Raw genomic sequence first — 24,258 nt, 5'->3', positions numbered from 1 at the left:
ACTCTATTTTAACTAAAGAAGTTCCAAACTAAACCAAATCTAAACGTAAAGTCTTTATAGGGATAATTGGGTGCGGTGTAATATTTATATCCAGACATACTCGCATTAAAATGCTCTAGGATTAAATAAATACGCGCTGTACGCACTTTCATATCAATAAAGAAATCGAAGACTGGATAATCCCCTATTTTCACTTTGTCTTGTACATAGAAATCTCCAATTACAGGGTTATAATCATTCCCGTAGAATTTACTGAAATAGGTAAATGTAATTCCCGTTTGAAATTTCAGTGCTTTATCAAATAAAGCTCCTCTGTAGTACAAGGTATTACGTGTTAGCAATTTGGGCACATTGAGGATATTGTCTTCTTGATCTACTTCTTGGTACAAAATGGTATTATCCAATCCGAATCGTCCAAATTTAATCTCTTTGGATGCTTGTAGCGATAAGAAGTTAATTGTCTTACCATATTGTTTGGGTGTAATCAACAATTGCTTCGCTATACCAAAATCATTGTACACTGGATTGTCATTGGAGAAATACAACTTATCTTTAATCACCTGATAACTTCCCTCTAGCGTTACCCAAGGTGTTGTCAGGGTTGCATCAAATTGGTTGATTTTTTCATTATTGAAACTATTGTTCCAATTGTAATGTAAATAATCACTTTGATACAAATAGTAATTTAAATTCCCCATGCGGCTCAACTTTTGATAGCCCGCTTGTAATCCAATATTATCTGCTAAGGCATAATCGATATTTGCTTGGATATTACTTGTATTATCGTTTCCTAATGAATTATAGACCAATAAAAAAGCGTTCCAGTTTTCTTTCTTATAAGTATACTTCCCTCCTATTAGCGTCATGTTTTTTTCTAGTAGGTTAGGAATGAATCCTCCATTGATATTCGCTACACTGTTGTATTGGTAGTTATATTTATAAAAATCCGCATATACTTCTACTCTTCCTAAAAGGCCTGATTGAAATGCAGCTCCCACTTTATTAGAAAGTGTATAATACTTTGTTTTATTGGAAATCGTAGATTTAAAAGAAGCACCGAATCGATCTTTTTGAGTATAGGTACTATTTAGATCCTTCTGATAATATTCAAAGAATTTATCTTCATAGGTAAATTCATGCGTCAATAAAATCCCATTAGCCAATGAACTATTCAGCTGATATTCGTGGTGTAAAAACAATCGTTTTCCCTTCAAAAGCGATTCTCCATCGCGAAAGTACACATTGAGGCGTTCGCGTTTGTTGTAGGGCTTTTCACTGGTTTCAAATAAATCTAAGTCTGTAATTCCTCCATTTTCCTGGTTCAAGATATCTTGAGCAACAAAGTGGGTAAACAATACATATCGTTTATTTGGGGAATAATAACTCCCTCCTATGCGGAAATTCCCGGTAGAAGACAACTGGCTCATGTACTTTCCTAAGGAACGCATTCCTTTATATGCCAAAAACATATTCAGGTGTTCACTAGTATTCAACGTAATGAATGCATCTAAACTCTGTCCTTGCTTCATCACCGTTTTATAATACAATTCTGTACGTGGTGTTGGGCTTGAATGGTACGTGATGTCCTCGGCTTTCATATAATTGAAATGTTTGGCTTCAAAACCAAAACCAGGGAGAACATTATTTTCTTTTTGACTATATTTTAAAGTAGCATAGGTTTGTCCTTCATTGGCAAAGGGTAATAAACCAAAATTATCCTTGCGTAGATAATTAAACTTATAATAGCTTTTTAAAGTAAGGGCAGTATCCACAGCAATCGTATCACGTAGGATTGTAATGATCTTATAATCCTTGATGGGAGCAATAGAATCTTTCTTTACTTTTTCTCTTAAACTTCTTGGTTCTTTATTTTCTTCTTGTGGATTTTGGTTGTTTTGATTACCAAAATTATTATAAGGGTCATTTGGATCTCCAAAATTCGTTGTATTACCACGATCCAGTCTCGTTGGTTGAAACTGAGCATGAGCTAAGAAACCAAAGCTCAGGAAACAGAAAACCAAGTAAAGATACTTTCGCATAAAATTCTAAATTTAAGCAAAGGTAAATTTATTTTTATTATAATGGTGATAGTGGGATAATTTAAGGGAATAAAAAAAGAGCTATCCTTAAATGGATAGCTCTTTTCATTTTTATAATTTAAATTATCTATAACCTTGATTTTGTTGAATACCACTTACATTAATTTCAGTTCGTGGAATAGGAAATGCCAATTTCGGATTTCCATAAGCTATAAACCCGGGAGTTGCTATACTAGGATTTTCAATATCTAAATGAAATCTCATTGCATCTTCAAACCCAGTACCTTCAAACATTAATTCTTTTTGTCTTTCAATTCTAATATCATCAAGTGTATATGTTGTAACTGGAGTGTATGTTGCTAGGCGGTTTTCTCTTAATTGATTAAGCAAAGCTAAAGCCTCTCCTGTAACTCCATTATTAATTCTAAAATCCGCCTCAACAAAAGTTAATAGCATCTCTTCAAATCTTAAAATCTTCACATTAGAACTTATTTTCACATACTTTCCAATATTACGCATCCCACCACCTTTAAAGTTTTCACCAATCATGGTAATATCAGCACGAATATCATTTGCTTCTTTTGCTTCCTGATCTTCAGTAGCTTCAATTGGCGCATCCGCTCCAAATAAATCGGCTACTGAAAAGTTAATTAGAATTGGACCATATCCCACACCATCTGAGGTAAGATTATACAAATAGTACAAAGAATCCGAACTTGGATTATCCGTTCCAGAAAATTTAATTTCAAATACTGAATTACTTTGAGGATCATCTGACTTAAAAGTATCTCTAAAAGCTGATCGAGACACTACACCTCCATCTGCGACAGACATTCCAAGCTCTGCATTATTTCTTGCAACTTGTAAATCTTCAGCATCCCAATTAGAAAACAGCAATGCGGCACGTGCTTTTAATCCATAAGCAGCGGCAAGATTAACCTTTACTTTACTACCAGAATTACTCTTTGTCAACAACTCAATCCCTTTATCAAAATCAGCATATATACTTGTGCGATTATCCTCAACAGTTGGACGAACGACTTTAGCCTCAATATCCGCATAAGTAACAATATAAGGAACCCCTAAAGCTTTCAACCCCTGACCGTTGACATATTGTTCACCATAATTCTTCAACAAATCAAAATGAGCTAAGGCTCTTAATACATAAGCTTGACCTTTAATCATATCCTCTTTGTCATCCATACCAGGATAATTAGCTTCAATCACGCGATTTGCTTGTGAAATCACTTTATATGCTTGAAACCAAGTATCTACTGCATAGGCTGCTGTAGGTGTCATAGTAAATCCACTTACATTACCTAAACGGTTACTTCTATTGTTTGAATATGCATTTTGCGATCTAACTTCAGAAAAGGCTATGATATTGTTACCATAATACTCTGCTGTTTTCATTCGAGCATAGGCTCCATTAATTCCAGCCTCTAGTTCAGCAAAAGTACTTATAGGGTTTTTATCAAAATCTACCTCTTCTGAAAGCTTTGTATCTAATGAACACGATGTTATAGCTACACTACTAAATAGTGCTAAAACGTATAAAACTATTATTGACTTCTTCATCTTACTTAAAATTTAACGTTAACCGAAAACACAACTGATTTTAAAGGAGGTGAAGCAAATTCTACATATCCTGTTGCATCAACTTCAGGATCAAATTTCAACTTACCATCTTTAACCCATGTAACAGGATTCAACGCTGCAACAGAAATATTAATAGCATCTACTCCAATAAACTTGGCCGCTTGATTAGTAAAATTATAACCAACAGTTAACTGACGCAATCTAATATGATCTCCATCATATAAAAATCGTGTAGATGGAGAAGTAAAATATGCATTTCCAGCAACAGCACCGTCTGTTAAAATTGGAACATCTGCAATATCACCTGGCTTTTGCCAACGATTCATTAACTCTTCATTTCCATTATAATAATATAATGTTGTTGCCTCTGGAGCACTTGTAACTTGTGACCAATAATCATATACTTTATATCCTGTTGCAAAAGTAAACAATGCATCAGCATAAAAACCTTTGTATTCAATATGAGTATTTACACCTCCTGTTACTTTTGGCAAGGCACTCGCACCTTGGAATCGAGATTCCGCTTGTCCGTAATTAGAAGTTTTTGTACCATCTGCTGCATACCATTGTGCTGCTCCTGTTTGAGGATCAACTCCTGCCCAGTTTGGCATATACCACTCATTAATAGCTCTTCCTACTTTATCTGCCGTATATGATTTATATGTAGTAGGCATTTCTGTTAATTCATTTTTAACAACTCCTACATTTCCACCAATAGACCATTTAAAATCTTTTAAATCGAAAATTTTCACATCTAATTCTCCTTCAAATCCTTGATTCTTAAGTTTTCCTTGATTAATCCATTTAGCATCAAATCCAGAAGTATAAGAAAGTGGTAAACGATATAATAAATCTCTTGTTTTACTTTGGTAGAAAGCGATTCCTCCTGTAATTCTATCATTAAAGAAACCAAATTCTAATCCGAAATCTAATTTATCTTGTTTTTCCCATCCCAATTTACCACCAATTTGCTTAGAGGCTAAACCAGCTTCATTATTATATGAAACAGATTCTAATAAGTGCTGATACACATTTGGATCAATAGATGAGTTACCTGTAGAACCATAAGACCCTCTTAAGCGCAACGTACTAATTGCATTAGAATCTAATAAGAAATCTTCTTGGTGGATATTCCATGCAGCACCAACTGCCCAGAATGTCCCCCATCGATTATCACTTGAAAAACGCGAAGATCCTTCCTGTCTAATGGTTAAATCTACTAAATATTTATTAGCATAAGAGTAGTTTAACAACCCTAAATAACTCAACTGAGTCCAGTCATAATACTGGGAAGTAGCTGTGTAATTTGCCGCAGCTCCCCCTAGTGTAATCAACCCTGGAGGTAAAACTTGCCCATCAGCAAATAACATATTATATTTATTTTTTTGGAACTCCATTAAAGCACGTACATCAAAACGATGATTACTTCCTAAGTAGAAATTATAGTTCAATGAGTTTTGCCAGACATAGTTAAATATTCTTCGATCAGATTGAGCCGAAATCCCTCCATAACCACGCCCATCACCGTGTACCGCATTTTGGTAATTTTGATAATTAACCAACGTATAATCCAATCCGATTGTTGATTCGAATCTCAGATTATCTAAAATCTTATATCCAAATGAATTACTTGATATAACTCTTGTCATATCATTTTGCACAATATCATTTGCTACAGTATACAATGAGTTAGGTAATTCTCCTCCTAATAATCCTGACTCAATATTATAGGATCCATCAGCATTATAAGGTGAAGCCCAAGGGTTCATTAATTTACTAGTTACGTTAGGGTTTCCGAAGAAAGATCCTCCTTCTAGAATACCATTTTGTTTGATATTAGAAACATTCGCTCCAATTTTGATATCAATTTTATCATTAAGCTTTCTTGTAAAACTAAAATTACCAGTAACTCTTCTAAAATCTGTTCCTATGATAATTCCATCTGATTTATCATGACCAATTGAAGCAAAGTATGTTCCGTTTTCATCTCCTCCATTTACAGAGAAATTCAAACTAGACATCGGTGCATTTTTAACACGTACAGCTTCTTGCCAATCATAATGCTGTCTCCCATTATTATTCCAATACACATATAAGTCCTCCCCCATTAAATCAGCATAATTGTCTTTTACATAATCTACATCTAAATCATTTCCATTAGCTATAGCTTCCATCCACAGTTCTGCTCTTTGTTCTCCTGATAAAAATTTAGGGCCTTTAACCGCTCTATTTTGGAATCCAATTGAAGATCTAATGTTATAACTTGGTTTCCCTTGTTTTCCTTTCTTTGTAGTAATTAAAATTACTCCATTTGATCCTCTTGCCCCATATACAGAAGTAGCTCCAGCGTCCTTTAAAACCGTCATCGATTCGATATCATCTGGATTAATAGATGACAATGGTGATAAACTTGTTACATCTGCTGAATTAGAGATATTTGAATTAATTATAGGCACTCCATCAATAACATACAATGGTTCATTGGTTGCAGAAACGGAGTTACGTCCACGAATACGGATATTTTGCACCGATCCTGGTGAACCAGACGTCGTAGCCATCTGTAAACCAGCTACACGACCTTGTAACGCCTGATCTGCAGACACAATCGGTGTTTCAGCAACAACATCCCCTTTTATAGCAACAACGTTACCTGTAACTTCATTCTTTTTTCTAACTTGACCATACGCCAATACAACCACTTCGTCTAATTCATTCCCTTCTGCATGAAGCGCAGCATTAAACACATTGGCATTTCCAACCGTATGTTTCACTTCTTTCATTCCAATAAAAGAAAACACAAGCACTTGTCCTGGTTTTGTTTTTAAGGAATATTTACCATCTAAATCGGTTTGTGTACCCAATTGAGTTCCTTGAATCACTACCGTCACTCCTGGTAGTGGCATACCATCTTCTGTAACCACTCCAGATAGTGTTTTCTCTTGTGCAAATCCTACTTGTACCAGTAAGATCATCATGCACGTGTACATCCACTTAATCTTTGATCTCATTCTAAAAAATTGATTAGTTAGTTAAACAAATCTAAACAATATTTTTAACAAATCCCAGAGATAAATTAACTATTCATTATCGTTTTTTCTAAATCATTACCATATTTACCACGAACAACCCAATAACGCCCGTATTTATTCATAATAAAAACACAATTTAAACAAATAAAATTATTAACTAAATGAATTAGAAATCCTTTATTTCATCTGCGTTAGCGAGTAAAAAACAGCGTACTTCATTGTCTCCTCCTATCCTTAGTATCAGTTATTCGATAAACTATTTTTTAAGTTATATTCATAAAAAAAGAGGAAGTCTCTCGACTTCCTCTTTTCTATATCTAAACTAGTTTACTGTTTCAGTTTATCTAGTTCCACCTGCCCACCAAACATCTTCTGTGTATACATAACTTCCATCACCGTAAGCAGCTCTTACGTGTGGGTTGTTTGACACATCTGAGTTTCCGTATGCAAAGCGCTTAGGAAATTTAGTTGGGTCTTTATGTTGCAACTCAATTAAATTTTCTCCCATTGCCTTCCATCTTCTGATGTCGTTGTACATTTCAATACTTTCTACTTCAAAAGCAGATAAATACTTCTCTTCAGCAATGCGTTTTAATAGCGCTTCTCCCGTTAAATTCGTTGGTATTTCGCGATTGTAATTTAAGTATCTAAACTTTTGTTTCTTATTTAATCCTGCATTCACTGCTAACTGCAATGTTGTTACTGCATCAGAATCTCCTAAACGCGCCTGAGCTTCCGCTTTCAAGAACAACAATTCGTGATAACTCATTAAGTAAACAGCATTAGTTGCATTAGCTAAATCACTACTCGTTCCCCAACTTAATCCTGATGGTGAATATGTACTTTGTGATTGAGTTACTCTTCCACCATGATCTACTAATACTACTGTTGGATTTTCCTTTCCTACTTTTACAAAATAATCATTTAAACGCGGATCCTTTGGATCTAAACGTTTCATTAAATCATAATATGTTTTAGATGAAAACATACCTTCTCTAGCTTGAAATACTGTATAAAAAGGATAATCAACTCCTGGTACTTGATAGTTAAAATCTTCAATACTATTAGCAAAAGACTTATTTACATTATCAATAACACCTTGATAATCAGCATTTACAAAAGACAAACGCATTAAATATCTCGCTTTTAATCCATGCGCAGCCTTAATCCAACTTTCTGAATTCCCACCTCCATAAATCAAATCTTGTTTTCCTAAATTCGGATATTTCGAATCTTTTGCTAAGTTAACAATAGCATCATCTAACAAGCGAAAAACTTCTTTATAGAGATCTTCTTGCTTATCTATCTTTGCTTGAGGATTCTTTAAAGGTTCTAGTGCTTCCGAATAAGGTACATCTCCAAACAAATCCGTTAGTAAAGCTAAATTATATGCTTTTAAAATTTGAGCAACACCCAATGCATTATAATTTCCCGCTTCTGCTCCACCTTCTGAACATTTTTGTTCAACCATTTTCAAGCTACGAAGATTAACATAGATAGCATTCCAAAGATTATTATACGTAGTACTTAAAGATGGTTCTCCTAAACGCTCTTGAGCATTATAAAACTGAGCATGAGCGCCTCCTAGTAGTTCGGTATAAATTGATGCATAAAAAGCTAAATCTGATCCCGTAACATAGAATCCTGTTTTCGTCATTACTTCCGTAAGAATAAATCGAGACTCAACAAATTCAGGATTATTTTTGTTTTTATTGATATCGTCCATTTTATCTTCGGAGCACGATTGCAAGGACAAAGCTCCAATGACGATACTTGCTAAAATATATTTAATTCTTTTCATTTTTCACTTCTAATTAAAATGTAACATTTACTGAGAAACCAATACTTTTGGCTTGAGGAATAGAATAATGTTCAAAACCACCACTCATGTTATTATTTCCTTGAGAAGCTTCTGGATCTAAGTTTGGCATTTTTGACCACAACAATAAATTACGTGCAAAAGCAGATACTCTCAAATCCACTTTGTCTTTCCAAATTTTCTCAAACTTATACCCCAAGCTTACATCGCGTAGTTTCACAAAGCTCGCATCGTATACATTACTCTCTGTAATATTACTCATCACATTTTCATAATCTGCACGTGTCTCACTTGTAATTGCTACGTCATTTTTCACATAAGATCCATCTGCTTGTTCACGAACCCCATTGAATACGAATGATTGATCACGATTTCCTGTACTTGCAGCTGTTCCATATAGCTTCATTCCCATATTTGATCCGCTGTACATTTTTCCACCGTTTTTCCATTCCACTGTTGCACTTAAGTTCCAACTTTTCCAAGTTAAACTCGTAGAACCTCCTAAGATAAATTTAGGTGCTACTTCTCCTAATGCTTTTGTTACTCCGAGAATTGGCATACCATTTTCATCCACTAAAATATCTCCTTGTTCGTTACGAGCGAATGAGTTTCCATAAATTACAGGGAAACGATCTCCTGCTTGCGCACGAATTTGTGGTTCCACAAATCCTCCTAACATGATATTTTCAACCCCTTCTTTCAACTCATCTACTTTAGAATCAATTTTAGAGAAGTTAGCATTGATGGTCCATTGCCAATCTTGTGTTTGAACCGCTGTTACAAAAGCGGTAATTTCATGCGCAATTGTATGAATTTTACCACCATTTGTCATAAAACTAGATGCTCCTGTTGATCCCGCTAAAGGCACTGGAAAAATTTGGTCCTTCACGTCTTGACGTGAGAAAGTATAGTCAATTCCAAAACGATTATCAAAGAATCTAAAGTCTCCACCAAACTCCCATGATTTGGTATTTTGCGGTTTTAAGTTGGGATCATAAATTGTTGAATATGGAATATAACCCGCCGCTCCATTTAGTGGATACAATACAGGATTACTAGACCAGAATCCACCAGCATAGCTAGGTGTGTAGAAATAATCATTGTAATAATCTCCTGCCTGTCCTACTTCAGCATAAGATGCTCTTAGCTTTGCAAAGCTCAAACCACTCTTTCCTTTTAATCCTTCAAGTTCTGTCAACACGAAACCTAAAGATACCGAAGGGTATACAAAGTCTCTATTTCCTCTTGGCATAGTAGACACAATATCTTTACGAATTGTACCATTCAAGAATAACATATCACGGTATGAGAAACCTACATTCGAGAAAAAACCAACATTACGCTTCATACGACGTGTCTCTTCCGAAGTTACCGACACCGCATTTCCAATCGTTGGCCATCCTCCAAAATTCAGTCCTCCTCCAAAATCATCATACATTTTTAGGCTAGTCTCATTAAATTCATTTCCAACCATGATGTCAAAACGGAAATCGTCTCCCAATAGCATATCGTAGTTGATAGTAAATAAGGAGTTCGTCACCGTATTAGTCACTCCATATAAGTTCAAATTCGCTGTAGTTCCAGCCATATTATGTCCTGATCCAAATTCATATACATCGCGATAATGTGTTGTATACGTATCTACCCCAGCTTGGTAACGGAAGGTTAAGTTTTTAGAACCATCTGTACTAATTTCTGGTGCATAGGCAATATTGGCATTTCCATAAAAACGTCCTGTTTTTTCAGAAAACTCATTGTGTTCTGCTGCCCAAAAAGGATTATTAAATGAACCTGTTCTAAAGTGTATTTGTTCATAAATACTCTCTGGCGTATGAATTGGGGTTCCTTTTTGATTATAACTTACAGGTGCTCCCCAAACTCCTGGCAATACAGAATTATTTGCTGCAGAAGCTTTTTGTACATCACTTGTGATATAACTACCTGCAAAACCAGTAGTCCATTCTGAGTTTAACTTCGTTTCACCCGAGAATTTAATCGTCGTACGTTTCATTTCCGTACCTGGCATAATCCCTTCTTGTGTTGTATTTGCTAAACCAAACGAGTAATTTGTTTTCCCTGTGTTTTGACTAATATTGAAGTTATTCGTTAGAGTTTTACCTGTTCTAAAATAATCATCAATGTTGTCGTATACTCCTGGTTTCACCCAAGGATCTAACCCTGCTTTTGCCAATTGAGGTACATAGTATTGTCCTGGACGCAAAACACCTCCATTTACATCATTAGCTACATTTCCTCCATATTTAGGATCATATGGTAATTCAGAAATTTTAGGTCCCCAAGACATAGAACTTGTAGGGTCATATTTTCCATCTACCCCTTGCGCGTAGGTTTTTTGTAAACTAGGTTTTTTAGATAAGGTCTCAAAACTACTCGTTGACGTAAAACTAATTACAGGTTTTCCTTCTTTTAGCCCTCTACCACTTTTGGTTGTAATTACCACTACTCCATTAGATGCACGGATACCATATAAAGCAGAAGCCGCTTGTCCTTTCAAGATATTGATTGTTTCAATATCACTCGGATCAATATCAATCGCACGGTTAGCAATATCTGCTCCTGACGTACTATTTCCCGTAGAAATTGGCGCTGTTGATTCGATTGGCATTCCGTCAATTACGTACAAAGGCGTATTATTCCCTGTAAAAGAACGAGCTCCACGAATTACAATTTGAGAAGACGCTCCAGGCGCACCACTTGATGGAGTGATTTGAACACCTGCTAGCTTTCCTTGTAAAGCACCTGATAAACTACTGTTTTCAGTTTTGTTGATATCAGCCGCTTTTAATTCTTGTGTTGCGTATCCTAAAGCTTTTGCACTTCGCTTGATTCCCATAGCGGTAACCACTACTTCCTCCAATTGATGTTCATCAGCAACCATGGCTACGTTAAACACATTAGCACCCCCAACGGTGTGCTTCACATCTTTCATTCCAATAAACGAAAAGACAAGCACTTCACCTTGCTTAGCTTTTATGGAATATTTACCATCTAAATCGGTTTGTGTCCCCATCTGGGTTCCTTGAATCACAACCGTCACCCCTGGTAGTGGCATACCTTCTTCTGACACCACTCCCGATAGTGTTTTTTCCTGCGCAAATCCTACTTGTACCAGTAAGATCATGATGCACGCATAAATCCACTTAATCTTCGATCTCATTCTTAAAAAATTGATTAGTTAGTTAAACAAATCTAAACATTTTTTAGTAGAACCGTTTTAGCATACACACGCCACATCAACAAAAAAACAAACACTAACGAAATAAATATATATAATTCTTACATTTATTACCAATTTAATAAAAATACAATCATTTTAAACACAATCCCAAACACTAACATCAAGTATCCAAATATTAGACTAAGCAAACATTTAATATATTTTTAGCATTATTCCTATTTTTTCATTAACGAACACTACCTAACATTTTTCTCATAATAGCTATTAAAAAAGAGCGTTAATACAAACAAATTCTCGATACATAGAAAGAAATTCAAAAATGATTTCTATATTTTCCTTAATAACCCCACTACTGTTAAAAAATAAATAATTAGCCAGACCACTTCTGATGGCAAACAAAAAGGTGTCTGATTCTTAAGGACCAGGCACCTTTCTAAAAACCATTGGTTTACACTATAATCTAAGGTATTTTGGGTGGTTTATTTGATAGTTAAAGTCTTTGATGCGGGCTATTTTGTTTATAAATAGCTTGGCTGTATGATGCCATCTATTCTTTCCTTTCAATCCCTTTTTTATTATTCTTACAACACCGAGAAACCTTTCCTGCATTAACTGCTTTTTATACATTATACAATCTTTACAAAACTAAAAAACCCCCACTCAAACGGTGGGGGTTTATATATTAAGAGCTTATTTATGCACTGCTTTTCTTGATACTATAAATAAAAGATGGAATTAGTACCCTTTATTTTGATCAATTTTACTAGCATTAATCTCATTACGCGGAATAGGGAAAGCTAATTGAAAAGCTCCATATTTTACCTTTTCTGCAATTGGTGTACTAGCTAGATTTTCTTTACTACGCATTTTATCCTCAAAACGGAATCCTTCAAATACTAACTCCTTACGTCTTTCCATCAATACATCTGCCAAAGTAAGTGATGTATACTTTGCTGCTGGATTACCTTCATAACGTTCAGAAGCCACCTGATTTAATAAGTTTAACGCTACGCCTCCTTCTGTATTGGTACGCACTGCTGCTTCAATGAAGTTAAAGACTAACTCTTCATAACGCATCACTTTGATATTTGAGCTAATAGCTGTGTATTTCCCAAAGTTACGGTAGTATTCTAAGTTATAACGAATAGCAGGATCTACTGCAACAGTCCCCTCTAACTCTTCTTTTGTCAATTTAATAAACTTATAAGGACCTACTTTTTTGTAGTTTCCTTTCGCATTTTGAGCTAGATTATTATACCCTTGCATTTCAGTAGAAGAACGGATATCGGTTTGGTCTTCGAATAAATCCTGTAAATTCTCACCTAAACCAACAACATCCCCATATCCATCATAGGAGAAAATATTATATAATGAATTGTTTCCAGGGTTATTAATATTGTCTTGCGCTAATTCGAACACAGAATTACTTTGTGGTTCTTCTGCTCTAAAAGAAGCTATATAAGCACTTCGTTGAACGATTCCTCCACCTAATTCCATAGCTGTTTTTGCACTTTCTAAAGCAATTGCATAATCATTCTCATCAAAAGCACCGAAGAATAAAGCTACTCTCGATTTCACTCCATGAATAGATTGTGCTGTAAAGCGCTTTTTATTTGAAGCATTTTTATCTACTAATTTCAATGCTTCATCTAAATCTTTATAGATATTATCTCTAACCTCTCTCACTGAAATACGGTTATAGTTTTTCATATCTAATTCTCCAAATCGAGTAATATAAGGAATACCTAAAGCATCTAATCCTTGGTCATCAACATATTGTTGACCGTAAATACGCAATAAGTCAAAATGAGCCAAAGCACGGATAGCGAAAGCTTCTGCTTTTCCTTGCTTAATATCAGTTTCATTTCCTGTTTTGATATCCGATCCGATCGCTAAATTAGCAGAACTGATCACTTCGTAGATTTTCTTCCACGTATCTGCAGGAAATGCATGCGTTGGTGTCAAGTCAAATCCTGATACATTTTGGAAACGGTTAGAAAAACCAGCTGCTGCATAAGCGTTATCTCCACGAACTTCACTATATACAATAATATCACGACCGTAATAAGCTGCATTTACCATTCGATAGTAAGCACCTGATACAGCTGCACGTAAATCCGTTAGCGTTTCGAGGGGTTTTGCTTCAATATCACGAGCCCCTTCTAAAGTAGCATCTAATCGATCATCTGAACAACTAGTCAGTCCAGAAGACAATAGCGTTACTGCTAAAATTGAAAATATAATCTTTTTCATAATTTTTTAAAACTTAACATTAAGTGAGAATACAATTGATTTCACAGGTGGAGTAGCCACATTTACATATCCTAAAGCATCTACTTCTGGATCGTATTTTAATCCACTATCTTTAACCCAAGTCCATAAGTTAGTACCAATTACAGAAAGCGATAAACCGTCTACTCTTAATGTTCTAAGGATCTCTGGATTAAAATTATACCCTAAGGTTACATTTCTCAATCTGATATAGTCACCATCATGTAAAAATTTTGAAGATGGGCTAGTAAAATTAACATTCCCTCCTGTAGCTTTATACTGAACGATTGGCACATCTGTAATATCTCCAGGATTTTGCCATCTATCTAACATTTCAGAAGAAGCATTTGAAGATACAAGCGCACTTGTTGTTCCCGCAGTTTTGAATGCATATTGCTCATATACTTTATGTCCTCCTGCAAAAGTAAACATACCATCTAAGAAGAATCCTTTATAGTCTACGTGTAAGTTAGCACCCCCAGTAAACTTTGGTAAAGCACTCGCTCCTTGGAATCTTGATTCGGCTTTAGAGTAATCTGACGTAGCCTTATTGTCTTTATCAAACCACATCGGCTGACCTGTTTGAGGATCAACACCCGCCCAATCAGGCATATACCATTCTGAAACAGCATGTCCTCTAACATCAGCAGTGTAAGACTTATAATCTTCCATCTCTATACCATCAATAATAGGCATTTCTGTGATTCTGTTACGAACCGTTCCAAAGTTAGCTCCAACTGAAATATTGAAATCTTTCGATCTTACGATATCTGCATTTAATTCAAGCTCAATACCACGGTTATTCATTGCTCCCATGTTCATCATTTGAGACTCAAATCCAGACATTTTTGACAATGTTTTCTTGTACAATAAGTCGCTTGTTTTACTTTCAAAGTACGTTGCACCTAAAGTAATACGATCATCAAACATACCTAACATGAAACCAAAGTCCATCTTTTGCTGTTTCTCCCATCCAATTGGTCCACCAATTTGAACAGGGATTAAAGCTGCTTCACCATCATAAGAAACGATGTCTGCACGACGTACATATTGGTTTGGATTAATTTGAGAGTTACCATTTGTTCCATACGATCCTCTAAAACGCATCGTTGAAATTGTAGATTGGTTTGCCATCCAATTTTCTAAATGCATATTCCAAGCACCACCTACAGAGTAGAAATAACCGATTCTATCTGTAAATTTAGAAGACCCTTCACGTCTACCTGTTAAATCAACTAAGAATCTATTTTGATAATTATAGTTGATAATTCCAACATAACCTAAGTTAGCATCATCTAAGAAATCATAAGCTGCATCTTTATTAGCTGCTGCTGCTGCTAACGAATTAAATCCATCCAACACGATTTGTCCAGATCCCTCTAAGAAACGACGTTTCGATTTTTGGTATTCAATCAAAACTTTAGTGTTGAATTGGTGGTTTTCACCTAAATAGAATTTATAATCTAAACCATTTTGCGCTACATAATTGAAGTTATTTCTAACCGCTTTAGCCGCTGTACCACCGTAGTTTTTACCATCTCCATGAACTGGGTTTCTATACTCTGAGAAATCAGCCAATGTATAGTCAATCGCCATAGAAGAAGTAAATTTCAAATCATCTGTAATAGCATAACTAATCGAGTTCGAATTAATTACACGTGTTACGTCATTTAATGTTTGGTTATTTTGAGTGGTATAAACCACATTGTGATACCCTGAATTAGGTAAGAAATAAGAACCATCTTCATTGTATAAAGGATTCCAAGGGTTCATTACTAACTTAATATAGTTCGGGTTTGAGAAGTAAGCTCCTCCCTCAGAAATACCATTTTGTTTGGTATTTGTCACTTTAATACTTGTATTGAACTCCACTTTATCCGTAATTTTTTGCATAAAGCTCAATGAAGCTCCAATACGTCTAAAATCTGACCCAATCACTGTACTTTCTATTTTATCATGAGATAATGAAGCATAGAAATTATGACGTTCGCTTCCTCCGGTTGCAGAGAAGTTAATACTAGTCAATGGAGCATCGTTATTTTTCACATAATCTCCCCAATCATTATCTGGACGACCTGCAGCCACCCAATTTCCGTAATTTCCAGATTTAGAATAGTTAGCTAAAGCATACTCTCCAGCTTGTTCACGTGTAAATACAGTTCCATTACCTCCAAATGTATTATATAATCCATCTAAGAAAATTTCTTCTTTCTGATTAGAAGACAATAAACGAGGTCCTTTTACTGCATTATTTTGGAAACCTACACGAGTACTAAAATTGAATTTTGTTGCTCCTGATTTACCGCGTTTTGTAGTAATCAAGATAACTCCATTTGTACCACGCGCACCGTATACAGCGGTTGCACCAGCATCTTTCAACACAGTCATTGATTCGATATCTGCTGGGTTAATTGTTGCCAATAAAGATAAAGATGTTGAAGGTGAATCTGTTCCTTGATTTCCTCCTGAGAAATCACCATCATACATTGGAATACCATCAATTACATACAATGGCTCATTCGTAGCAGTCATAGAGTTACGCCCACGAATACGAATATTTTGCTTTGCTCCTGGTGAACCAGATGAAGCTGACATTTGCAAACCGGCAACACGTCCTTGTAATGCTTGATCAGCAGAAGCCATTGGTGTAGCAGCTACTGCATCCCCTTTAATAGCAACTGCATTTCCTGTTACTTGGTTTTTTGTTTTTACCTGTCCGTAGGCTAAAACAATAACCTCTTCTAACATATCTTCTACTGCTGTCATCGTTACATTGTACGTGTTAGCTGCACCTACTTTATATGTAACATCTTTTAAACCGATAAAAGAAAAAGACACTACTTCTCCTTCTTTCACTTGAATGGAATAATTTCCATCTAAATCGGTTTGAGTACCCATTGTTGTTCCTTTGATAACAACCGTCGCCCCAGGTAAAGGGAATCCATCCTCAGTCACAACCCCTTTTAGCGTTTTTTCCTGAGCGAATGAAAGTTGCACAAATAGTGCCATAAATAGCACTAAAGTCCATTTTAACTTTGATCTCATTATTTAAATTGAATTAGTTAGTTCGCAAACATAAAAAACTAAACTAAAACCTAGTTAACTTTTCCTATCATTAACTAGAAACAAACCAATGAGTTACTAAAGAATGGAAATAAAATCAATAAAATTGTACAAAAAACAATAAATCAATAAAAAAACAAATTAAAAATTCAAATAATTCACACACCACCTTTCATTAAAAAACTTAATAAAGCCTTATCATTCTCTTCACATTTAACAGCAACAAAATCGCTCGTGTTTTCACAAAAAAACACAACCAACTAGCTATCAACGAACAAAGGCAAAACAAGCCAAAAGGCTATAACTTTCATCAAATGTTAAATTTTAAGTTGTTATGATTTATTTAATGGATTTCTTAGCAAATATTACCTTTTCAGCCTTTGGATTCACTTGTAGAACCTTACCTTTGTTCTTCATATTTTTGCTTATGTTATTACATCATTTTTCAGAATCACAATATGAGGCCGGAACAGATGAAGCTGGTAGAGGATGTATTGCTGGCCCAGTAACTGCTGCTGCTGTCATTCTTCCTCCAGATTTCGCCAATGAGATCTTAAATGATTCCAAACAACTTTCGGCTAAAAATCGTTATGCTTTAAGAAGCATTATTGAAGAGCAGGCTCTAAGTTATGGCGTAACTCATTTACACGAAGATGTTATTGAAGAATTAAACATTTTACATGCTGCCATAAAAGCCATGCATGAAAGTGTACATCAACTACATCCTATACCTGATTTCTTAATCGTAGATGGAAATAAATTTACCCCCATTCCCTCTATTCCTCATCAGTGTATTATCAAAGGAGATGCTAAATACCTAAGTTTAGCTGCTGCATCTGTATTAGCAAAAACGTATCGGGATGATTACATGAATCAAATCCACGAAGAATTCCCTATGTACAATTGGAAAAAAAATAAAGGATATCCAACCCAAGAACACCGAGCGGCTATTTTAGAATACGGTCCTTGTAAATATCATCGAAAATCATTCAAACTTTTACCTGATCAGTTAAAATTAGAATTATAGCATATAAAAAAAGACTCTTTTTACTAGTAAAAAGAGTCTTTTTTTATATGCTTGTATCCTATTGTTAAGCGAATACTTTCTCAACTGCTTGAATCGTAAAGTCTAAATCGTCATACGTCAAAGCATCCGTAATAAACCACGTTTCATAAGAAGATGGAGCAATGTATACCCCTTCTTTTAGCAGGCCGTGAAAGAATGTTTTAAACTGATCATTATTCCCATAACCTGCCGTATCAAAATCGACCACCTCTCGTTCATCAAAGAACACAGAAATCATGGATCCTACGCGGTTAATCGTATACTTTACTTGTTTTGCTTCCAATACACGACGTATTCCTTGTTCTAAATACGCTGTTTTTTCTTCTAAGCGCTCAAACACCGCTAAATCATTGTTAATTGCTTGTAACATCGCCAATCCAGCAGCCATTGCTAAAGGATTACCTGATAGTGTTCCCGCTTGATATACAGGTCCAACAGGCGCTAAATAATCCATTACTTGAGCAGAACCTGCGAAAGCTCCCACTGGCAATCCACCCCCAATTACTTTTCCAAAAGTAACCAAGTCAGCGCGAACACCAAATAATTCTTGTGCTCCACCACGTGCCAAACGGAACCCCGTCATTACTTCGTCAAAAATTAACAACGTTCCATGCGTATCACATAACTGACGTAATCCTTCTAAAAAACCAGGCTTTGGAGGAATACATCCCATATTTCCAGCAACAGGCTCAATAATAATAGCCGCTACCTCGCCTTTATTGGCTTCTAAAATAGAAGCAACATTTGCTAAATCATTATACGTAGCTAATAAAGTATCTTTTGCCGTTCCTTGTGTTACACCAGGGCTATTGGGCGAACCAAATGTTACCGCGCCACTACCTGCTTGAATTAAAAAGGAGTCAGAATGTCCATGATAACACCCTTTGAATTTAATTATCTTTTCTCTATCTGTATAGCCTCTCGCTAAACGAATCGCACTCATACACGCTTCTGTACCAGAGTTCACAAAGCGTATTTTATCAATATTAGGTACCATAGAAACCGCCAATGCAGCAATTTCTGTTTCTATTTCTGTCGGCATCCCAAAAGAAGTACCCTTTTTAGCTTTTTCAATTACCGCTTCCACTACAGGTGGATACGCGTGTCCCAACAACATTGGACCCCAAGAATTAATATAATCAACGAGTCTATTTCCATCCACATCATACAAATAAGCTCCCTTAGCTTCTTGAACAAATATAGGAGTTCCCCCTACAGATTTGAATGCTCTAACTGGTGAGTTTACTCCACCAGGAATAACTTTTTCAGCTTCTGCAAAAAGCTGACTACTTCTTTGATATAACATAGTGTTTTATAATTTTAAGCGTTGACCAATCGATAGATTAGTCCCATCAAGTTTATTTGTTTTCTGTAGTTTTGCTACAGTTGTATTGTATTTTTTTGATATCGAATACAAGGTATCTCCTTTTTGAACGACATGGGTTTTAGCTCCAGCTTTAGTTTCTGCCTTCACTTTGGTCTCCACTTTCGTTTCTGCTTTCTTCTCTATTTCTTTCTTAGGTCTTGGTGAAGTCAATCCCAATACTTCACGATCATATTGATCCAAAGTATAACGTTCAATCAAGCTAATCAACTTATTAGCATATTTAGGATCTGTTGCATAACCTGCTTTCTTCAAACCATGTGCCCATCCTTCATAATCGTCTTTTTCTAAGAGAAATAAATCATTATAACGGCTACGTGACACCAAAAATTGAGAGTGATCGCGATAAGATTCCTCTGGCGCATCATATTTTCTAAAACACTCATCTGGCGCATCATCGGTATGACGAACAGATGGTCCATCCCATTCTTTATGACATTTAATCCCAAAGTGATTGTTTGCATTTCGACTCAGCGTTCCCTGTCCTGATCCAGATTCCAATACCCCTTGTGCCAAGGTAATACTTGCAGGAATACCATAAGAAGACATGTTGTCCTTCGCAATGTCTTTATACTGTAAAATATAATCCTGAATCATATCAGCAGTCACTGAAATTCGCGAAGTAGCTTCTAAAGTCTCACTATTTTTAGCTGCTGTACGTTTATCTCGTTCTCGTTTCGCATCATCTTGAATGCGACGTTGTTCTTCAACCTTTTTTTGTTGTGCTCGATATTGCTCCTTAGAGACCAACTCTTTCGTTTTCGACTTCCTCCCCGTAAGTTTGGAATTGTTCTTCACCCCACAACTTACAAGTGCGAGTAAACAGAACAGTAAAAGGATTTTTTTAATCATATAGCTATTTTATTTTTTCATTCCACCCCTGCAAGCCCCCCGTGTGAATAGCGAGAATCTTACTGTCTTTTTTAAATTGATTTTGTTCAATTAAATCAAAGATACCAAAAAGTAGTTTACCTGTATAAATTGGGTCTAAAAGAATTCCCGTATCCCGTTCAAAATGGCGTATAAATTGCAGTAAATCTGCATTATACTTCGCATATCCTCCAAAGTGATACGCTGTTTCCAATCTCCAGTTTTCTTTGTTTACATATTTCTTAATTTCCTCCATTAGAAAATCCCCTTTCAATGCAGGAAAACCAATAATCTGCTGATGTGAAAAAGAACGATTGATAATTCCTGCTATCGTACCTCCAGTTCCTACTGCACAGCACACATAATCATAAATTCCATCTTCTTCCTTCAAAATTTCCTCCGTCCCTTTGATTGCCTTTTCATTTGTTCCTCCTTCTGGAACCATGTAAAAATCGCCAAACTCTTCTGCTAACTTGGCTAGAAAAGCAGTTGAATCTTTCGCTCTGTACTCTGTTCGCGTTACGAATTTAAAACGCATTCCATCCTCTTCCGCTTTTTTCAACGTTGGGTTCTCTCGGTAGTTTTCTTGGATTTCCTCTCCTCGAATTACACCAATGGTTTGCATGCCAAGAATTCTTCCAGCAGCAGCTGTTGCTGCAATATGATTGGAATACGCTCCTCCAAAAGTCAACACTTGCCGATGCCCTTCTGACACAGCTGCTTCCATATTGTATTTCAATTTTCGGAATTTGTTACCCGACACTTCCTGATGCAACAGATCTTCTCTGCGAATAAACAATTCAATTCCATTGTGGAATGAACGTTCTACTTTTACCGTTGGCACCTCCTCTTTTGAAAACAAATCTATCATTACCTATCACATTTACAATCGATTAATTTACGATAGGTTTAACTAAAAACGTTTTTTTTTGTATAAATATTAAAATAAATAATACAAGAGTTTTTAGTAACTTACCTACGCAAAAACGAGTCAAAATCCAAAGCTAGACTACGCAACAAAACTAGTTAATAGTTTTTAGGTTTTTACTTAAAAAACACATAAATAATTAATCACAAAAAACTCAGAAAATGACTTTTAAGGAACAAATTCTACAAGGAATTCCAAATGAGCTACCGGCAAAGAAGGAGTATGATCCGGCAATTAATCACGCTCCGAAACGCAAAGAAATATTGACAGAAGAGGAAAAGAAACTTGCCTTGCGAAATGCTTTACGTTATTTTGATGCTAAACATCATTCCGAGTTAATCCAAGAGTTTAAAGAAGAATTAGAAACATATGGTCGTATTTACATGTATCGCTTTAGACCCGATTACAAGATGTATGCAAGACCAATAGAAGAATATCCAGGAAATTCTACACAGGCTAAAGCAATTATGTTGATGATTCAGAATAATTTGGATTATGCAGTTGCACAACACCCACATGAATTGATCACATATGGTGGTAATGGGGCCGTTTTTTCAAATTGGGCACAATACTTACTAACCATGCGTTATCTAGCTGAAATGACGGACGAACAAACGTTAGTCATGTATTCAGGGCACCCGATGGGATTATTCCCTTCACATGCTAAAGCACCACGCGTCGTAGTAACCAACGGAATGATGATTCCGAACTATTCTAAACCAGATGATTGGGAAAAGTTCAATGCCTTAGGTGTAACGCAATATGGTCAAATGACAGCTGGAAGTTATATGTACATCGGCCCACAGGGAATTGTGCATGGAACAACAATCACTGTATTAAATGGAGGTCGTAAAATTGCTAAAAATGGTGAAGACCTAGCAGGTAAGTTATTTGTAACTTCTGGATTAGGAGGAATGAGTGGAGCACAACCTAAAGCAGGGAATATTGCAGGATGTATTACCGTTTGTGCGGAAGTAAATCCAAAAGCAGTACACACGAGACATTCTCAAGGCTGGGTGGATGAAGTGGTTACAGACCTCAATGCATTAGTACAACGCGTAAAACAAGCACAAGAGCACAAAGAAATCGTATCAATTGCCTTCCAAGGAAATATTGTTGAAGTATGGGAGAAATTTGCAGAAGACAACCTATTTGTTCATTTAGGATCTGATCAAACCTCTTTACACAACCCTTGGGCTGGAGGATATTACCCTGTAGGGCTATCTTTTGAAGAAGCAAATGACATGATGGCTAATAACCCAACTTTATTCAAAGAAAAAGTACAAGAATCATTACGCAGACAAGCAGCTGCAATTAATAAACACACCGCTAGAGGAACCTATTTCTTTGACTATGGAAATGCCTTTCTTCTAGAAGCCTCTAGAGCTGGAGCAGAGGTAATGGCTATAAATGGCATCGATTTTAAATATCCTAGTTATGTACAAGATATCATGGGACCGATGTGTTTTGATTATGGATTTGGTCCTTTCCGATGGGTATGTGCTTCAGGAAAACCAGAAGATTTAGCTAAAACAGATGAAATTGCTTGCCTTGTATTGGAGGATATTATGCAAAACTCACCAACAGAAATTCAGCAACAAATGGCTGATAATATCCGTTGGATTAAAGGTGCACAAGAAAACAAACTAGTTGTTGGATCACAAGCACGTATTTTATATGCTGATTCAGAAGGTCGAATTAAAATTGCAGAAGCTTTTAACAAAGCGATTAAAGAAGGAATAATTGGCCCAGTAGTATTGGGGCGTGATCACCACGATGTATCGGGAACAGATTCCCCATACCGTGAAACATCCAACATTTATGACGGCTCTAGATACACCGCTGATATGGCTATTCAAAACGTAATTGGCGATAGCTTTAGAGGTGCTACCTGGGTTTCTATCCACAATGGTGGTGGCGTTGGATGGGGAGAAGTGATCAACGGAGGATTTGGCATGCTTTTAGATGGCTCTAAAGAATCCGATGAAAAATTAAGATCTATGTTATTCTGGGATGTAAACAACGGTATTGCACGACGCAATTGGGCTCGAAACAAAGAGGCTACTTTTGCAATTAAGCGTGCCATGGAGATTGAACCGCTATTAAAAGTTACTATCCCAAATATCGTTGATGATAGTTTATTAAATTAACTCACAAAAATAAGTAAGCGATGAAAACGGTATCAAAATTTCTAATTCTTGCAGCTGTCAGTATTTTTACAGCTTCTTGTAGTAGTGTACGTGTTAGTGCCGATTATGACAAAAACATCAATTTTACAGCATACAAAACCTATGCTTTTTTTAAAGAAGGTATTGACAATGTAAAATTAAACGACTTGGATAAAAAACGCATTCTTCTTGCGATTGACCAAGAAATGACGGCTAAAGGTTTTACTAAAACAGATAGTAACCCTCAATTGTTAGTAAATATTTTTACTAAATCACAACAGCAAGTAAACGTTACCACAAACAACGATTACTTCTACTCGAGATATGGCTACTATGGATGGGGTTATGCTCCTTATTGGGGTCCTAATTCAACAACAGTATCCACATCAATAGAAGGAAAACTCTATATTGATTTCATCGACACAAATAAAAAGGCTTTAATCTGGCAAGGTATTGGGACAGGCTATATAGACAACGCCAATACACCTGAAAAGAAAGAAGCTAAAATTCAGGACTTTGTACAGAAGATATTGAGTACGTATCCGCCTGAAGTAAAGAAATAAATAACTTCAATTTAAAGCAAAAGCATTAAACAGTAGTAAATGAATTTTACTACTGTTTTTTTTTGCAAAAAACATATTCATTTTGCTTCAACCGCCACATAAACAAAACTTCAGAAACCCTTGCTCAACTAACTTTTATTCTCACAATCCAAGTGATTCTATTTTTGCAATCAAATAAGGGCAACTAACTCAAAGTAAAACTCCAATCTAATTTTGTCTCGGAAAGACTCAACTCTCTGTAAGTGTTATTTCTTAAACTT

13 protein-coding genes are annotated in these 24,258 nt (G+C 35.8%); 3 read left to right on the top strand and 10 right to left on the bottom strand.

Going from position 1 to position 24,258, the window contains the following annotated elements:
• Positions 1 to 8: 8 nt before the first annotated feature.
• From M2306_RS16915 to M2306_RS16885, 7 genes are all read right to left on the bottom strand, one after another.
• The gene (locus M2306_RS16915; protein ID WP_259188852.1) at positions 9 to 2,039 is read right to left on the bottom strand and encodes a putative porin; all 2,031 of its coding nucleotides are present in this window, start codon (positions 2,037 to 2,039) and stop codon (positions 9 to 11) included.
• A 123-nt stretch (positions 2,040 to 2,162) separates the two neighbouring features.
• Positions 2,163 to 3,617 carry a RagB/SusD family nutrient uptake outer membrane protein gene (locus M2306_RS16910; protein WP_259188854.1) on the bottom strand — a complete coding sequence of 485 codons (1,455 nt, stop codon included), beginning with the start codon at positions 3,615 to 3,617 and terminating at the stop codon, positions 2,163 to 2,165.
• 5 nt (positions 3,618 to 3,622) lie between these two features.
• The gene (locus M2306_RS16905) at positions 3,623 to 6,646 is read right to left on the bottom strand and encodes a SusC/RagA family TonB-linked outer membrane protein (protein WP_259188856.1); all 3,024 of its coding nucleotides are present in this window, start codon (positions 6,644 to 6,646) and stop codon (positions 3,623 to 3,625) included.
• 361 nt (positions 6,647 to 7,007) lie between these two features.
• The gene (locus M2306_RS16900) at positions 7,008 to 8,468 is read right to left on the bottom strand and encodes a SusD/RagB family nutrient-binding outer membrane lipoprotein (protein ID WP_115091744.1); all 1,461 of its coding nucleotides are present in this window, start codon (positions 8,466 to 8,468) and stop codon (positions 7,008 to 7,010) included.
• Positions 8,469 to 8,481: 13 nt separating this feature from the next.
• Positions 8,482 to 11,664, bottom strand: coding sequence for a SusC/RagA family TonB-linked outer membrane protein (locus M2306_RS16895; protein ID WP_259188858.1), 3,183 nt, complete (start codon positions 11,662 to 11,664; stop codon positions 8,482 to 8,484).
• 756 nt (positions 11,665 to 12,420) lie between these two features.
• On the bottom strand, positions 12,421 to 13,938 hold the full coding sequence (locus M2306_RS16890; protein ID WP_259188860.1) for a RagB/SusD family nutrient uptake outer membrane protein: 1,518 nt from the start codon (positions 13,936 to 13,938) through the stop codon (positions 12,421 to 12,423).
• A 6-nt stretch (positions 13,939 to 13,944) separates the two neighbouring features.
• Positions 13,945 to 17,001, bottom strand: a complete 3,057-nt coding sequence (locus M2306_RS16885; protein WP_259188862.1) for a SusC/RagA family TonB-linked outer membrane protein — start codon at positions 16,999 to 17,001, stop codon at positions 13,945 to 13,947.
• A 445-nt stretch (positions 17,002 to 17,446) separates the two neighbouring features.
• On the opposite strand from M2306_RS16885, the gene rnhB reads away from it, so the two are divergent.
• Positions 17,447 to 18,046, top strand: coding sequence for a ribonuclease HII (gene rnhB / locus M2306_RS16880; RefSeq protein ID WP_259188952.1), 600 nt, complete (start codon positions 17,447 to 17,449; stop codon positions 18,044 to 18,046).
• Positions 18,047 to 18,110: 64 nt separating this feature from the next.
• Here the strand turns inward: rnhB and hemL are convergent, their stop codons facing one another.
• Genes hemL through M2306_RS16865 form a run of 3 tightly spaced genes read right to left on the bottom strand, consistent with a single transcriptional unit; the run spans position 18,111 to position 21,210 of the window.
• Positions 18,111 to 19,391, bottom strand: a complete 1,281-nt coding sequence (gene hemL, locus M2306_RS16875; RefSeq protein ID WP_259188864.1) for a glutamate-1-semialdehyde 2,1-aminomutase — start codon at positions 19,389 to 19,391, stop codon at positions 18,111 to 18,113.
• 6 nt (positions 19,392 to 19,397) lie between these two features.
• Positions 19,398 to 20,321: a glucosaminidase domain-containing protein gene (locus tag M2306_RS16870; RefSeq protein ID WP_259188867.1), complete on the bottom strand. Its 924-nt coding sequence runs from the start codon at positions 20,319 to 20,321 to the stop codon at positions 19,398 to 19,400.
• 4 nt (positions 20,322 to 20,325) lie between these two features.
• The gene (locus tag M2306_RS16865; protein WP_115091752.1) at positions 20,326 to 21,210 is read right to left on the bottom strand and encodes a 1-aminocyclopropane-1-carboxylate deaminase/D-cysteine desulfhydrase; all 885 of its coding nucleotides are present in this window, start codon (positions 21,208 to 21,210) and stop codon (positions 20,326 to 20,328) included.
• Positions 21,211 to 21,428: 218 nt separating this feature from the next.
• Here M2306_RS16865 and hutU point away from each other — a divergent pair, with 218 nt between their 5' ends.
• Positions 21,429 to 23,417 (top strand): urocanate hydratase, encoded by a 1,989-nt coding sequence (hutU, locus tag M2306_RS16860; protein ID WP_259188869.1) that lies wholly within the window; start codon positions 21,429 to 21,431, stop codon positions 23,415 to 23,417.
• A 20-nt stretch (positions 23,418 to 23,437) separates the two neighbouring features.
• Entirely contained in the window at positions 23,438 to 23,998 is a 561-nt protein-coding gene (locus M2306_RS16855) for a DUF4136 domain-containing protein (protein ID WP_115091754.1), read from the top strand.
• Positions 23,999 to 24,258 lie beyond the last annotated feature (260 nt).

It is taken from the genome of Myroides gitamensis, assembly GCF_029894455.1.
Taxonomy (GTDB): domain Bacteria; phylum Bacteroidota; class Bacteroidia; order Flavobacteriales; family Flavobacteriaceae; genus Flavobacterium; species Flavobacterium odoratum.
Note: the sequence above shows the minus strand (reverse complement) of the source record. Positions and strands in the feature narration are given on the sequence as shown.